Genomic DNA, 15,298 nt, shown 5'->3' with positions numbered 1-15,298 from the left:
ATTGAATCGTCTGGTGTTATAAAATTTACCAGGCTATCAAGTGGTTAGTATTATAATCAGTGGATGAAGATGTAATAGTATTGTTGTGGTTCCAGTCTTCAATATCTATTAAGCCGGGCATAGTTTGATAATGACCATTATCTTTTGGGCATTTAACAACATAGCCTATATCTTCAACTGCTGCAATTACCGGACGCGAACCGCACTCCTTGCACAGCTTACAGTAAATTGACCCCGGAATTTTTACATGACCACTCATACTTACATTAATACGGCTTACTAAAAAAAGAAGTTGCTATAAACTAATACTTTTAAACATTTTTCATTAACCGAATCGAAAATGTAAAGTATTAGTTACGTTTTTATTATCTCAAAATTTCATTAAGTTTATAGTAGTTTATTGCTATTTTAAATAGATTAACCGAATGCTATTCTTCCCTAACGCATTATAATTTATTCTTTTTGAGTGATATAATATTTTGATTAACTTCATTAAAACCCACTATTTCAAATGAATAACCCAACCTACACCACCCCAAAACCAAACAAAATAAAAATAATTTATGCCTTAATAGTTGTGCTTATTGCCTGGTTTGCATTGGTAGTACAATTTACTATTTCTATACAGGCCCATGAAGCAAAAGGCAACAGTTTAGCCTTTGCACTGATACAATTAGTAAGTTTCTTTACCATTTTAACCAATTTACTGGCTGCCAAGAGTTTAACCATACAGCTAATTGCTCCCGGATCTTATTGGGGGCGTTTTTTTTCAAAACCCTCTGTACAAACGGCCATTACCGTTTATATGGCCATTGTAGGGTTGGTTTATTGGGCAGTATTAAGAAATACATGGAAACCACAAAGATGGTTTAAAGTGGCCGATGAATTACTCCATACAGTTGACCCTCTACTATTTATTATTTACTGGCTGGCATTTGTACCCAAAAATAGTTTAGTGTACAAATATGTACTAAACTGGCTATGGTACCCGCTTATTTATTTGATTTATATATTGATAAGGGGCGCTATTTATCATAGATACCCTTACTATTTTGTTGATGTGGATATAATGGGCTATGGTCGTGTATTGATACATTCGTTTGCATTAATGTTGTTATTTATAGGCGTAGGGGCATTATTTATATGGATAGGCCATTTAATTTTAAAACTTGCGAAAACAACATAAACAGTATAACACTAGCAGTTAATCCACTCTAAAACAATTACTTATTTTTCACCAAGTTACTTTGGCATAGGGTTTGCATTTGATTATGTATCTATCTATCAAATGACATTATTATGAAAAAGTACATTTTAAGGATAATCGCATTAGTGATATTTACTTCTGCAATTACCAGCTGTTCAGTTGAGTATCGTGAACATCACCACCATGATCATGACGACCATGGGTATCATGATAATCACTAAAAACTTACCTGAATTCAGGTTTATAAAAAAAGTCTCTGCTTTAACCGCAGAGACTTTTTTGTTTTATTTGGATGGGCTGACTACTTAGCCGGTTTGGTTATTAATACCCAATCAACATAAGCTTTTACTTGTCCAGCTTTAATTTTATCAACTGATGATTGCGATAAACCATAATATGGGGCATTTACTTTGTTTACCCCTTGCGGATATCCGCCACCTACAGCAAAATTAAGGATAATAAACTTGGCATTATCATAAGCCCAACGGCCATAATGTTCAACCATAGCCCGGGTTACCGTATAAGTTACCTTTCCATCAATCTTAAAAATCAAACTATTTGCTGTCCAGTCAATAGAGTACACATGCCATTGTGTAACATCAATTCCTTTGGGGAAAAATTCGCGGTGGGCTAAAGGTGTATTGCCAAAATAACCGGGGCCGTGTAAAGCGTTACTAAACCAACTACTGTCGCCAACGGTTTCCATCATGTCAATTTCACCACAATCGGGCCATTTGCCATTGCCTAATGCCCAAAATGCCGGCCATAAACCTGCCCCGCTACTCATTTTCATACGTGCAGATGCTGTACCGTAAGTGAACTCCATTTTTGCCTGCGTATTGATACGCCCGGATACAAAATCATATTTGTTATTTTGTTTGCTGATATACCCCTGTTTGTAAAGTGGCTGTATTACCAGTGCCCCATTCGTTGCCCCTTCGGCAGCAGCCCCCTTAACAAGATAAAGTGTAGCTCCCGAATCAACATAAGCCTGTTGTTCGTTATTTACTGTATGACCGGTTATCTCTACATTCCATTTAGAGCGATCAAGCGTTTGCTCATTAAAATCTTCAAAAAAAACGGTATCGGTTTTAGTTTGCGCCTTTACCGATGTAATAATGCACAAGGCACTTAATGCGGTTAAAATATAATATCTCATTAGGTATAAATTATCCCTGTAAATGTAGAATTAATGAGTTTAGCGTTTTGTAATTTTATAATTACACCTTCTTATTTACTGTAAAAAGTTGTTGTTTTTATTTTTCTGATAGATAATCCAGCCTCTTTTCCAGCGATTAAACCATCCAGTTTTATCCAACTGCTCTGATAATCATTCCAAAACTTGCTTTCAATATTCAATACGCATTGTAATAGGTCACCCTCATAAAAGTTGCCTACAGCGAATAAATCCTTTTCCAAAACTTCAATAGCTAATAAAACGAGGTATTTAAGCCCAATCTGCTGACCTATCATCAACCTTAAATCTTCAATGGAAAAAGTGTTTAATGGTTTTTGTAGTAATTTATTTACCTCCTTTATCAAATGGCTATCAAACGCAATACCTACTGAATCTTTCTTTTCAAGCTCCAGTATAGTTTTATTTCGCCAGTCATTTTCAAGGTTCATTAATCTACTACATAAACGATAAAGAATTACCACAAGGAATATGGGTAACTTTTATGCCTGGAACTTTTTGTTTTAACCAATTGAGCATAAATACCGATCCGGCTTCTTCGCTGGCTATGTGGCCCAATACTATCAGAGAGACCCTATCACCTTTAGCCCTGGCATCGCGCACGTACTCGGCTGTTTCCCATTCTGATATCTCACCAACTATCAGCAGGTCAGGCTTATATTTGCTGATAGCTCCAATTTGCATCCGGCCACCTGCTGCACCTGGTATAAACAAGGCATGTTTAATTACCTGGTTAGGATCACCAACATATCGCACCTTTTCCAGGTTAAGTTTTAGTTTCAGGTGTGCTATTACTTCTTTAAGATATGATGGCTGTAAGGTTAAAACATTGGGCATTGTTTTATCTGAATATTTTTGCCACTCTAACTGAGCCAATACACCGGAAGTAACCCCATCAGGTACCATCCTATGGATATAATCATGATTGCGCCAGATAGCGATCTTATTATCTTTCAGCAACATTTCTTTGTACTGATAAACATCATCATCCTGCAGCCATTGGGTATCATCCGTGTGGTTGTAAAATGTTGGTTCGTGAGCTATTATGAAGTTGAAGCCAAGGTCGGCTGCACTGCGGATAACCGGAATAGTGGCAAACATTGTGGTAACAATACCTGTAACCTTCATATTCGGGTCGCCTGCTTTAAGGGTATCTACTGTCTCCTTTAAAGCTCCACCCGGTACATCTTTAATAAACAAATCAATAATTTGCTGTACGGTATAATCACCGTTAACCTTAATAAAGCTAGCTGCACTGCTCATCAAAGGAGATGTCATTATAAGCCCCGCTCCTACCGCAGCAGACAGCTTATAAATAAACCTTCGGCGGGTAAAATCGTCATTGTTGTTTGCTATCTCTGTTTCGTTAATCATTTGAATTCAGTAAGAGTTTGTAAATTAAAAAGGGTTATTACAAATACAAGGTTATCAATTTTTAAATACAAAGCAAAAACAAAAAACAACGTGAAATTCATTTTTGATAAATATTTACAATTCAATATATTAGTCCATATTTTACAAAGAAAACTAGCATTATCCGCTCAATAAAATGCCTTATTAAGAACCAGGTTGGATATAATACTTTGCTCACTTAAATAACCTTATCACATGGCACTTGATGTAATTCCGGATTCTTCTGATTTTCCAATTGAACAACAACTTATGTCTAACTGGTGCTGGGCTAATGTAACCGCCGAATTATACAGCTTTTACATTGATGGGGTATCACTGGACACCAACGTTAACGGCGAGCAGTAATACTATTTAATTATCGCCCACTTTAATGTCTTTTTAACGATTGATATTCAACTATTTAATTTATTAGTAACTAAGCCAAAACATCAAAATAATCTATAATATATGACATATGGATTTATTTACAATTAATCCATATGTCATAACTACCTATAAACTAACAAAATATATTTATTTTTTTCCTATATTTATTTTTTTTAATCTACCAAATGGATCTCACCTACTTAACCGTTGCCATTGCAGGTATATTACTGGTTTATCATCAGTTGACTACCTGGCTTCCCCTTTTCCCGTGGAATGACGTTGAACTATACACGCAAAAACAATTATTACTTGAAGCTATTACTAATGGCTTGCTAATGGGCGTCGGTGTAATTTGCCTTGCCATCGGTAATGTTGGTTTTAGTCATTATTATCCGCTTATTTATTATCCTTTTTTATTCCTGGGTGAATTTGTGCAATGGTGGATACCCTATTTGTCGCCAGGCTTTGCTAAGACTAAAGTAAACTTTGATTACGATAAGCTGTTTGCCCGCACTATTAAACTCATCCCTCATCAACCTGGTAAAAGAACACCCGATGGCAATCATATTGTACTACATGCCCTAACCCTTATTACCATTATACTGGTTTATTTAGAGCGATTGGGATAATAATTACTATTTAATTGTCGCTCCTTTAAATACTATCAATTGTTTCAGTACACCATTTCTTTCATAATCCATATCTCATCCTTTGAAACTTTACAAAACGAACTAACTTAAAGCCAAATACCTACAGGTTAAAAAATAAAACCATAAATCAAAACAAAACACCCTATGTTAACTGTTATGCAATTAAACTACTACTCAAAACGTTATGGGCAAAAAGATATTAGTTATTGAGGATGACAAAGACATCCGCGATACAATTGCTTTTATTCTTGAAGAAGAAGATTACGAGGTTATTTCTTCAGGCGACTCCAAAATACTTAAAACCGTAACGGAACTAAATCCCGACTTAATTTTGATGGACAATTGGCTTACCGAATGGAAAAGCGATGCCAACGGGCAACAACTGAGCAAAATGCTAAAAACCAATGTAGCCACCAGCCATATTCCTGTTATCATTATTTCGGCAGTAAGTAATATTAAGGAAATAGCCGAAGAAGGTTTGGCCGATACCTATCTAAAAAAACCATTTGATATGACTGAACTGGTTGCCGTAGTAAAGAAACACATTAAGTGAGTCGGAAAAGCAGTGAAAGTTGAAAGATAAAATAAATAACCTTACCGTATTAAAACCTAATTTCTAATCACCAATCTTAAATTACCTCTTCTTTTTTTGTTGGTTATAATGAAAATTGAAAAAATCAGTTTACTTTTATAAACCAATTTTAAACAAGAAAAGAAATGAACATGAGGAATTTGTACCTTTTGATTATCGGTGTATTACTGGTAAGTGTTACAGCATGCAAAAAAACGCCTTCTTCTTCGGGAGGTTCCGGGAACGTTACCGGAACTTCAACAGGAAAGGATGTACCTGCCGGAATCGGCGATGGCGTTACCTTTATAAACAATGGGGCATCAGCAATTTTTAATATCTATGCCCCCGGAAAAAAGTCGGTTACCTTACTTGGTGATTTTAATAGCTGGACCGCCAGCTCCAAATACAGCATGACCAATTCTACAGATGGCACCCGTTGGTGGATACAAATTGACGGCCTCGACCCCAGCACCGAATACGCTTATGAGTATCTGATGGATGGTAATTTAAAAGTTGCCGATCCTTATTGTCACAAAGTATTGGACTCTGCAAATGACCAGTACATACCAACTTCAGTTTACCCGAGCATAAAGGCTTATCCTAGCGGCCACGGCGGGAGTACACATATTGTGAGCGACATGCAATACAGTGCCCCTGCTTATACCTGGAAAACTGCTTCCTTTACCCCCGCTGATCCTAAGAATCTGGTGGTATACGAGTTATTAGTACGCGATTTTGTAGGGACGCACAGCTATAAAACCCTTACCGATACCTTAAGCTACCTGGTAAACCTTGGTGTAAACGCGGTTGAGCTTATGCCGATAAATGAATTTGAAGGCAATGACTCCTGGGGTTATAACTCCAACTTTATGTTTGCGCTCGATAAATATTACGGGCAGCCAAATGATTATAAAGCTTTTGTTGATGCCTGTCATGCAAAGGGCATTGCTGTAATACAGGATATTGTACTTGAGGATCAGTTTGGATCATCGCCAATGGTACAAATGTATTGGAATGCCTCGGCGCAGCAACCTGCAGCAAACAATCCCTGGTTTGATCAAACTATTATGCACCCCGATGCAGTGGGTTATCAGCTAAATCACCAAAGTGCCGCTACACAGTATTTTACCAAAAATGTAATGAAATACTGGATGCAGGAATATAAAATTGATGGTTTCAGATTCGATCAGGCTAAAGGGTTTACGCAAACCAATACAGGAAGCGCCTCTACCAGTGCAAGCGAAGCTGCATGGGCCGCATATGACGCAAGCAGGGTATCAACATGGGAAAACTATAATAGTTATATGAAAAGTCTCAACTCAAACTTTTATGTTATACTAGAGTATTTTGCTGCTAACCAGGAAGAATCAGTATTGGCTAACCAGGGAATGATGATGTGGACCGACTTGAGTGGCTCTGGTGAACAGGCTACTATGGGTTATGCCACTAACCCATCATGGGATATTTCGGGCTTGTTTTATGATGGTTATGGTTTTACAGCTCCTTATAACCTTGTAGCCTATTTTGAGAGCCATGATGAGGAACGCCTTCAGTTTAAGAATGAAGCTTACGGCAATAGCTCGGGTAGTTATAATGTAAAAAGTTTGGCAACCGGTCTTGCCCGCGATGAAATGGGAGCTGTATTTATGTTCTCCTCTCCCGGCCCTAAAATGGTATGGCAATTTGGAGAGCGTGGTTATGATATCAGCATAAATGATGCCTCAACCGGTGGACGCTTAGGTGATAAACCACCTCATTGGGAGTACATGAGCGATGCTAACCGTCATCATCTGTATCAAATTTATTCGGATATGATCAGGTACAAAATCAACAACCCGGTATTTGCCTCAACCAAATTCAGCTATAGTCTAACCGGGTCTGTTAAAACCATCCAGATGCTAGATGCAAGCAACAATATTGAAGTGGTAGGCAACTTTGATGTAGTACCCGAGCAGGCCAATATCAGCTTCCCATCAACCGGAACATGGTATGATAATTTTAGCGGCAATAGCATAACCGTAAGCACATTGCCATATAGCATTACTCTTGCTCCTGGCGAGTATCATCTGTACAGTAGTTCACCGTTAAAATTATAATGGATAAGCTCCCTCTTATTTAACAAACCCTATTTTAATGAGGGTAAGCAAGCCATGCTGCAGCTAATACTTATTGGTTTGCAGCATGGCTTGGTTGTTTTATAACCTGTTAAAATTCTTTTATTGAGCAAATATTTCGTGGTAACAAATACGGCAGCGGGGCTCGTAACTCTCTTTTTCACCCAGTAATACGCGACTTTCATCGGGCACCAAACGATAACTATATAAGGCTGGATTACCACATCTAACGCACACCGCATGCAGTTTAGTAACAGACTCGGCCATAGCCATAATAGTTGGCATGGGGCCAAATGGACGCCCCTTAAAATCCATATCCAAACCGGCAACAATTACCCTGATACCTTTGTTAGCTAATATATTGCAAACATCGGGTAATTCATCATCAAAAAACTGGGCCTCATCAATCCCTATTACATGTACATCGCTGCCTAATAATAATATAGACGATGCATTTTCAACCGGAGTAGATGGAATAGAATTTGCATTGTGTGATATTAGGGCATCTTCTGCAAAGCGGGTATCAGCCTTTGGGCTAAATATCTCCACCTTCAAACGGGCTATGCGGGCACGATTAAGCCTGCGGATCAGCTCTTCAGTTTTACCCGAAAACATGGAGCCACATACCACTTCAATGCTGCCGCCCAATTCACTTCTTCTTCTAAATACCTCTTCGTTAAAAATCATCTTTTGTTTAAATGTTGACGATTATTTGATCGGCTTTCTCTCGTTTTTATACTGTCAAAACTATGCAATACCACTCATCCTAAATCACTAACCGCTAATCATCCGCCCCAAATATCAGAATTAAATCTTATTTTTGATTTGCATTTTCCAACATTGAGACATGAAGCAAAAGGAAGTATTTAAAAAGATAGGTGGCATTATACAAGAGCTGAGTGACCAATACCAATACCTGAAAACTGTAGAAGATGATTTGAATGATTTGGAGCTGGAACTATTTGTATCAAACGCCCATTTCTTAACAGATCATATTGAGATATTGTGCAAGCTCAATCTGCAAAATAAAATTAAACGCACCCCTCTTCTCGAAAAACCAGAACTACCCGACGATGCGGCCATTACTTCATCGCAGCAAAAGTTTTTTGAACCAGTAGTGCAGCAAATGAAACCCAGTGTGGCAAGGGCCGCTGAAAAAGCTGCCAGATTGGTTAAGGCCGTAGAAGCAAAACCTGTTGAACAGCCAGAAGAAGAGGAAGCCATACCAGAAATAGATTTAACTACGCCCCAACTACAGGAAACTTTTTCATTAATACAGGAAGAACCCGAAACCATACGGCACGAGCTGATTATGGATGAGGCTGATATTTGGGATGATGAAGAGTATCAACCTAAAAACGAACCTATAGCAATTATTGAAGAAGAAGAAGAAACACCTGTAGTATACATAACACCCGAGCCCGAACCTTATTTTGAACCGATAATACCGATAGTTGAAGTAAAGGAAGAACCGGTAGTTTATACCGAGCCAGATGAGGTACTTACCATTAACCAAAAAATGTCATCGCAATTGGGTGACAAGGCTGGCTCCAAAACGGATCAGTTGGCCATTAAGCCTATCAATGATATTAAGGTAGCCATAACTTTGAATGATAAGCTACTGTACGTAAAAGACTTGTTTAACGGCTATAACCTGGCCTACAGTGAAGCTATTGAAATACTGAACCGCTTTGAATCATTTGAAGAGGCTGCACGCTTTTTAAAAACCAATTATGTTACCAAAAACAATTGGGAGAGCAAACCAGAAACTACAGAAAAGTTTTATGCATTACTGAAAAGGCGGTACGCCTGATCAATTTGCAGTGAGCAGATTACCGTTAGCAGTAGGCACTGACTGAGCAGTTTGCAAATATGAATTTCAAAAAGCTGCCAACTGCATACTAAAAACTGCAAACTAAACAATTCCCATCCGGTTTGAATCGAGCTTGATAAGAATAAACAGTAAAATGGTGAAGCTTAACAATGACGAACCACCGTAGCTGATAAACGGTAAAGGAATGCCGATTACAGGTACAAGACCAATAGTCATCCCCACATTGATCATTACGTGGAAAAAAATCACAGAGGCCACACCATAGCCATAAACACGCGAAAAGGGAGATCGCTGCCGTTCGGCCACCATAATAATGCGGAGCACCAAAAACAAATAAAGCCCTATTACTACTACCGAACCAGCAAAACCCCACTCTTCGCCTACAGTACAAAAAATAAAATCTGTACTTTGCTCGGGCACAAAAGCATATTTGGTTTGCGTACCATGCAGATAGCCCTTACCCCATAGCTTACCTGAGCCAATAGCAATTTTTGATTGATTTACGTTATAGCCTTTACCCCGTAAATCGCTCTTAATGCCCAGCATAATATCGATACGGACTTTTTGATGCGGCTGCAATACATGGTTGTAAATAAACTTTACGCTAAAAACAAAGGCAATACAAATGGCCAGTCCAGCGATAAGCGTAACCATTAGCTTTTTATTTCGCTTAAATAGGAAGATAAGAAACAACGTAATGCCAATTATAACCGCAATTACATACAAAGGTGGATATAATATGGCCGATATAAAAAGGGCGATGAACAGGAAGCCAATGACCAGAAAATATGGAGAAAGTCCCTCACGATACAAAACAAACACCAGTGAAAGGAATACCAGGGTTGAACCCATATCCGGCTGTAGCATAATCAAAAACATGGGCACGCCAATAATAGCCAACGCAACACCAAACGAACGCAGATCAGTTACTTTTACATTGGTACCACTCAAATAGCGGGCTAGCAGTAAACAAGTGGTGAGCTTTGCAAACTCCGACGGCTGAAGCCGGAATCCTCCACCCAGGGATATCCATGCCTGGTTACCCCCTACGTTACGACCAACCACCAATACAAGCATCAGCAATAACAGGGTTATACCATAAAATGCAGGTGTTAAAGCTGTTATAACTCTTGTTTCTAACAGCAGGATAAAGGCGCCAACAGTCATGGAAATTATGATAAACATAAACTGCTTACCATAATTGGTATTTAAATCAATAATACTGGGATGCTTTTCATCAAAAACAGCGGCATGAATATTAAACCAGCCAATAGTACAAAGGGCCAGGTATATAAATACCATTATCCAATCAACATTAAAAAAGAAACTACGCTGACTATTGTAATTACTCATTTTCTTCTTCTTTCTTAAGGTATTGTGCTGCTAAAACCTTTGCTGCTGTGTCTTTTTTATTTTTACGGGATACGCTTTTTTCTCCCTTAAGTTGTTTATTTACTGAATCCTTTTGTGTTTTTTGAGGGATGTTAGTCTTCGACTTCTTCTTCATCATGGTGTGATGCAGGTACAAAGCAGTATCGGGTAACCTGTTGGCATTTGCGTAATAATCAACAGTTATGCCTGATTCACGCTCACTGATAGTTCCCTTTAAATATTTCTCTACAATAAAACTGGCAATAGGTGCTGCCCAATGCGCTCCTTCACCCGAGTTTTCAACTACTACAGCAATGGCTATTTTAGGATTTACACGTGGTGCAAAGGCAACAAATACAGAGTGATCTTCGCCATGTGGGTTTTGTGCCGTACCTGTTTTGCCGCACATTATAATACCCGGAATTTTTGAGCGAATAGCCGTACCATCCTCCACTACCGCTTGCATCCCGTTTATAACCGGTTCAAAATATTGTGAATCTATCCCCACGTAATTACGCTCGGTGTATTCTTTTTTAATGATATTTTGAGCACCAATGGCTTTAATTAAATGCGGTTTATAATAATACCCATGATTGGCTATGGTACACTCCAGATTTGCTAACTGCAAAGGCGTAGCTTCCAGCTCACCCTGACCTATTGCAAGCGAAATAATGGTACTTGAACGCCATCTTCCTTGTTTATAAATATTATCATAGTGTAATGGCGTGGGCAGGTTTCCTCTGCCTTCGCCTGGCATATCCAGACCAAGTTTTGAACCCAAACCAAATTTATTAACGTTAGCACGCCAGTTGATAAAGGTATTTTCTGTTTGCTTCGCCCCATCATGGTCAAGCAGTTTTTGAAAAACCATACAGAAATAACCATTACATGATTTTGCCACAGCACTGCTTAAATTCACCAATCCGTGCGATTCACCTTTATTACAAGGAATTCTTTGGTTACCTGCATAGTAGTAACCTGGACAATAATAGGATGTGGTTGGAGTAATTACGCCCTCTTGCAGAGCTATAAGCGCACTTAGCGGCTTAAATGATGAACCCGGTGGATATTTTGCCTGTATTGGCCTGATGAAAAATGGATTATAAACATTGGCGTATAATTTAGCGGCGTTGTTACCACGTTCGCGTCCTACCATCAGGTTAGGATCATATGTAGGGCTGCTTACATAACACAAAATTTCGCCTGTAGATGGTTCAATAGCCACAATACTACCCAGTTTATTTTGCATCAGCTTTTCGCCCAGCTTTTGAATATTGATATCAAGCGATGATGTTAAACGCTGGCCCGCTACTGCAGCAGTATCATACAAACCATTGGCATAATGACCTTTAGGTTTGCCTTTGGAATCAACCATCAGGTTTTCGACACCACGCTGCCCGCGTAAAGTAGTCTCGTATGATTTTTCTACACCTGTTATACCAATATAATCACCAGGATGATAGTAACCATTAGAACGTTTAATATCACGGTCTAACACCTCACCTATGTATCCCAAAAATTGAGCTGCAACAGAATCGGGATAAGTACGCAGGTATCTGGTTGCCGAGTAAAAGCCCGGAAACTCTGATAACCTTTCCTGCAATGATGCGTAAGTAGTTATGGAGAGCTGCTTTTCAAATACTGATGATAAGTAAGGCGAATATTTGATTGCCTTGTTCCATTGTTTATCAAATTCGGCCTTGTCAATGCCTAGTAATCTGCAAAACTCAACGGTGTCAAATGACTTAACCTGCTTAGGTATCACCATTATATCATAAAAAGGAACATTTTGCACAAGCACTTTACCGTTACGATCAAGTATAGGACCACGGGCAGCATTGTGAATTATTTCCCTGCGCACATTGTTATTAGCGTAAATAGCGTAACGCTGATCAATAATCTGTATATAAAACAGTCTTACCAGCAATACAAACACGATAGATATAAAGATTCCGGCTATTACGTAGCGGCGTTCAAAAAAGCTATTCATTTACGTTCTTTCCTTCTGAAAAATAACAGTCCCGAAATTAAAATTAAAAACACTGTAAATACTGAACTCAATAAAAAGCGACTTAGTGTATATTGAAATTGAGAAATGCTAAAAGCCTCCAGGTTGAAGAGAAAAAAGTGATGAAATAAAGTAAGTGTAAGTGAATATGTGAAAAACCATCTGAAACCCATGATGCTTAACGTGGGTTCTGGCTCGTTATCGAAACCATCTTTCTGAACAGTTATACTTATAAATAATATACGGACAAATGCCAGTAACACACAGGCAGCAGCGTGTAAACCAGGTGTATCATAAAAAGAGTCTATAATAAGGCCCGTTACAAATGCCAATGGAAACAACAGTATGTTAGGTGTTTCAAATGGCAACAGTAGAATAAACAGGATATAGATATAAGGTGTGGTTAAGCTGTATACGTTTATGTTTTTCAGCAAACAAACCTGTATAAAAATTACGAGGATAAACCTTAAAAGGTTAACTATAATACTTCTACTCATTCTTTTTTCGCTGTGCCTCTAAATCAGCTTGTTCATTAGCAAACTTGTTATTAACCACATCAACAAATTGCAGCTTGCCGAAATCAACTGCAAATGTTATTTCCATATTTAAGGAGTACCCACCCGTACGGGTGCGCAGGTTGCTCACCTTACCAATAGGGATCCCTTCAGGGAATAGTGAATAACCTGAAGTAACTACCCATTCACCCAGTTTTGGCAGGGCATTGTTGGATACATCTTTCATTACACCTTTATGCGGATCCATATCATCGCCCCATTCAACATACCCAATTTCTTTGTTTGTGGCCAGCATTGCGCTAAACTGCGAATCTTTATGCAATAAGGATTGTACCACCGAAAAATGATCAGAAACATAAACAACCTTACCCACAATACCCTGGCTGCAAATTACCCCCATACCTTTGGCAATACCTTGTTTACTGCCTATATTAATAGTAAGATAATTATTGCTGTTGTTAGTTGAATTATTGATAACCTTAGCTACAAGGTACTCATACTGTTGCTTGTATACGGTATCTTTTACTTTATGTTTATCTACCGTGTCAACATAAAAAGAAGACTTCAGTTGATTACGTAAACGAACATTTTCACGTGCCAGGCTGTCATTAGTCTCTTTTAAGGACAGATAAGTATAAAAATCATTAGTACGGGTATACCATGCACCTGTTACCTGGTTGGCCGAATTGATGAATGTAGCCTTTTGAAATGAGTTATACTTGACATAAATTACCAGCGAAAAAACTTCAAATATAAGGAACAAAAAGAATGCGCTATATTTCCTTATAAATATCCCAAGGTTACGCATGAGGTTTTAGATATGAGATTTGAGATTTGAGATTTGAGACCTGGAAACTATCAAAGTTTTCTCAAATCTCATATCTGATATCTCTTGTCTATTTTTATTGCATTAAAAATTTAAAGTTTCCAATATTTTTAAGAGCTGTACCTGTACCGCGTACTACGGCGCGCAAAGGATCTTCAGCAACGTGTACAGGGAGTTTGGTTTTTGCAGCTATACGTTTATCTAAACCGCGTAACAATGCACCACCTCCGGTTAAATAAATACCGGTTTGATAAATATCAGCGGATAACTCCGGAGGAGTAATTTCCAGCGCTTTAAGGATCGCTTCTTCTATTTTAGAAATTGATTTATCAAGGCAGTGTGCAATTTCAGTATAAGAAACCATAATTTGCTTTGGTACACCAGTCATAAGGTCACGACCTTGTACAGCAAAATCAGTTGGCGGATCTACCAGTTCCGGCAAAGCAGCACCTACTTCAATTTTTATTTTCTCAGCAGTACGATCACCAATCATGATATTATGTTGACGACGGATATATTGAACAATATCTGAGTCGAAGTTATCACCTGCAACACGGATAGATTGGTCGCAAACAATACCTGATAAAGCAATAACGGCGATTTCAGTAGTACCACCACCAATATCAATAATCATGTTGCCCATCGGCTCTTCCACATCAATGCCAATACCTACAGCAGCAGCCATTGGCTCATGGATAAGGTAAACCTCTTTAGCACCGGCAATTTCAGCTGAGTCACGTACTGCACGTTTCTCAACTTCAGTAATTCCTGATGGGATACAGATAACCATGCGTAACGAAGGGAAAAACCATCCCTTGCCTTGGTTTATCATTTTTATCATGCCACGTATCATGTGCTCCGCAGCGTTAAAATCAGCAATTACACCATCTTTCAGCGGCCTAACGGTACGAATATTATCGTGCGTTTTACCTTCCATTTGCATGGCCTGCCTGCCAATGGCAATTACTTTATTAGTCGATCTGTCAAAAGCCACTATTGATGGTTCGTCAACAACAACTTTGTCGTTATGTATAATGAGGGTATTTGCGGTACCTAAATCAATCGCGATTTCTTGTGTAAAAAAATTAAATAGACCCATTTGGTGTTATTTCAATTATAAGCTGCAAAATAATTATAAGAACGTGAATTTCACGAATGTAAACTAATTAAAATAAAACTATACCGCTTGTTTATTTTACCGGTACTAATAGTTTTATTTATACGGTTT

The 15,298-nt window shown here is 38.4% G+C and carries 17 protein-coding genes; 7 read left to right on the top strand and 10 right to left on the bottom strand.

Annotated features, from left to right (window positions below):
• Positions 1-25: 25 nt before the first annotated feature.
• Positions 26-259 (bottom strand): hypothetical protein, encoded by a 234-nt coding sequence (locus JN11_RS00855; protein WP_144908709.1) that lies wholly within the window; start codon positions 257-259, stop codon positions 26-28.
• A 252-nt stretch (positions 260-511) separates the two neighbouring features.
• Here JN11_RS00855 and JN11_RS00850 point away from each other — a divergent pair, with 252 nt between their 5' ends.
• The gene (locus JN11_RS00850; RefSeq protein ID WP_144908707.1) at positions 512-1,186 is read left to right on the top strand and encodes a Pr6Pr family membrane protein; all 675 of its coding nucleotides are present in this window, start codon (positions 512-514) and stop codon (positions 1,184-1,186) included.
• Between the two features lie 113 nt (positions 1,187-1,299).
• The gene (locus JN11_RS24810; RefSeq protein ID WP_262713251.1) at positions 1,300-1,428 is read left to right on the top strand and encodes a hypothetical protein; all 129 of its coding nucleotides are present in this window, start codon (positions 1,300-1,302) and stop codon (positions 1,426-1,428) included.
• Between the two features lie 80 nt (positions 1,429-1,508).
• Here JN11_RS24810 and JN11_RS00845 read toward each other — a convergent pair whose 3' ends face one another.
• The 3 genes from JN11_RS00845 to JN11_RS00835 form a co-directional block, all read right to left on the bottom strand.
• Positions 1,509-2,366, bottom strand: coding sequence for a glycoside hydrolase family 16 protein (locus JN11_RS00845; protein ID WP_144908705.1), 858 nt, complete (start codon positions 2,364-2,366; stop codon positions 1,509-1,511).
• 71 nt (positions 2,367-2,437) lie between these two features.
• Positions 2,438-2,833 carry a contact-dependent growth inhibition system immunity protein gene (locus JN11_RS00840; protein WP_144908703.1) on the bottom strand — a complete coding sequence of 132 codons (396 nt, stop codon included), beginning with the start codon at positions 2,831-2,833 and terminating at the stop codon, positions 2,438-2,440.
• Positions 2,834-2,840: 7 nt separating this feature from the next.
• Positions 2,841-3,776, bottom strand: coding sequence for a Nif3-like dinuclear metal center hexameric protein (locus tag JN11_RS00835; protein ID WP_144908701.1), 936 nt, complete (start codon positions 3,774-3,776; stop codon positions 2,841-2,843).
• A 234-nt stretch (positions 3,777-4,010) separates the two neighbouring features.
• Here JN11_RS00835 and JN11_RS24295 point away from each other — a divergent pair, with 234 nt between their 5' ends.
• From JN11_RS24295 to JN11_RS00820, 4 genes are all read left to right on the top strand, one after another.
• Complete coding sequence (locus JN11_RS24295; protein ID WP_170227665.1) at positions 4,011-4,160, top strand: hypothetical protein; 150 nt, start codon at positions 4,011-4,013, stop codon at positions 4,158-4,160.
• Between the two features lie 206 nt (positions 4,161-4,366).
• On the top strand, positions 4,367-4,810 hold the full coding sequence (locus JN11_RS00830; RefSeq protein WP_144908699.1) for a hypothetical protein: 444 nt from the start codon (positions 4,367-4,369) through the stop codon (positions 4,808-4,810).
• A 205-nt stretch (positions 4,811-5,015) separates the two neighbouring features.
• Positions 5,016-5,384, top strand: a complete 369-nt coding sequence (locus tag JN11_RS00825; RefSeq protein WP_144908697.1) for a response regulator — start codon at positions 5,016-5,018, stop codon at positions 5,382-5,384.
• A 164-nt stretch (positions 5,385-5,548) separates the two neighbouring features.
• Positions 5,549-7,498, top strand: coding sequence for an alpha-amylase family glycosyl hydrolase (locus tag JN11_RS00820; RefSeq protein WP_246138919.1), 1,950 nt, complete (start codon positions 5,549-5,551; stop codon positions 7,496-7,498).
• A gap of 120 nt (positions 7,499-7,618) precedes the next feature.
• Here the strand turns inward: JN11_RS00820 and JN11_RS00815 are convergent, their stop codons facing one another.
• A complete protein-coding gene (locus JN11_RS00815; RefSeq protein ID WP_144908695.1) occupies positions 7,619-8,203 on the bottom strand; it encodes a thymidine kinase in 585 nt (194 codons plus the stop codon).
• A 160-nt stretch (positions 8,204-8,363) separates the two neighbouring features.
• Between JN11_RS00815 and JN11_RS00810 the strand changes: the two genes are divergently transcribed.
• The gene (locus JN11_RS00810) at positions 8,364-9,329 is read left to right on the top strand and encodes a hypothetical protein (protein ID WP_144908693.1); all 966 of its coding nucleotides are present in this window, start codon (positions 8,364-8,366) and stop codon (positions 9,327-9,329) included.
• Between the two features lie 102 nt (positions 9,330-9,431).
• On the opposite strand, the gene rodA is transcribed toward JN11_RS00810, so the two are convergent.
• From rodA to JN11_RS00785, 5 genes are all read right to left on the bottom strand, one after another.
• Complete coding sequence (rodA, locus tag JN11_RS00805) at positions 9,432-10,703, bottom strand: rod shape-determining protein RodA (RefSeq protein ID WP_144908691.1); 1,272 nt, start codon at positions 10,701-10,703, stop codon at positions 9,432-9,434.
• A complete protein-coding gene (gene mrdA / locus JN11_RS00800; RefSeq protein WP_144908689.1) occupies positions 10,696-12,711 on the bottom strand; it encodes a penicillin-binding protein 2 in 2,016 nt (671 codons plus the stop codon). Before mrdA ends, rodA begins: the two co-directional genes overlap by 8 nt.
• Positions 12,708-13,226 carry a rod shape-determining protein MreD gene (locus tag JN11_RS00795; protein WP_144908687.1) on the bottom strand — a complete coding sequence of 173 codons (519 nt, stop codon included), beginning with the start codon at positions 13,224-13,226 and terminating at the stop codon, positions 12,708-12,710. Before JN11_RS00795 ends, mrdA begins: the two co-directional genes overlap by 4 nt.
• Positions 13,219-14,052 (bottom strand): rod shape-determining protein MreC, encoded by an 834-nt coding sequence (mreC, locus tag JN11_RS00790; RefSeq protein WP_144908685.1) that lies wholly within the window; start codon positions 14,050-14,052, stop codon positions 13,219-13,221. The genes JN11_RS00795 and mreC overlap by 8 nt, the downstream gene beginning before the upstream one ends.
• Before the next feature lie 94 nt (positions 14,053-14,146).
• Positions 14,147-15,169 (bottom strand): rod shape-determining protein, encoded by a 1,023-nt coding sequence (locus JN11_RS00785; protein WP_144908683.1) that lies wholly within the window; start codon positions 15,167-15,169, stop codon positions 14,147-14,149.
• Positions 15,170-15,298: the final 129 nt, after the last annotated feature.

Source organism: Mucilaginibacter frigoritolerans (assembly GCF_007830615.1).
GTDB lineage: Bacteria > Bacteroidota > Bacteroidia > Sphingobacteriales > Sphingobacteriaceae > Mucilaginibacter > Mucilaginibacter frigoritolerans.
This window is presented reverse-complemented; position numbering and strand designations above follow the sequence as displayed.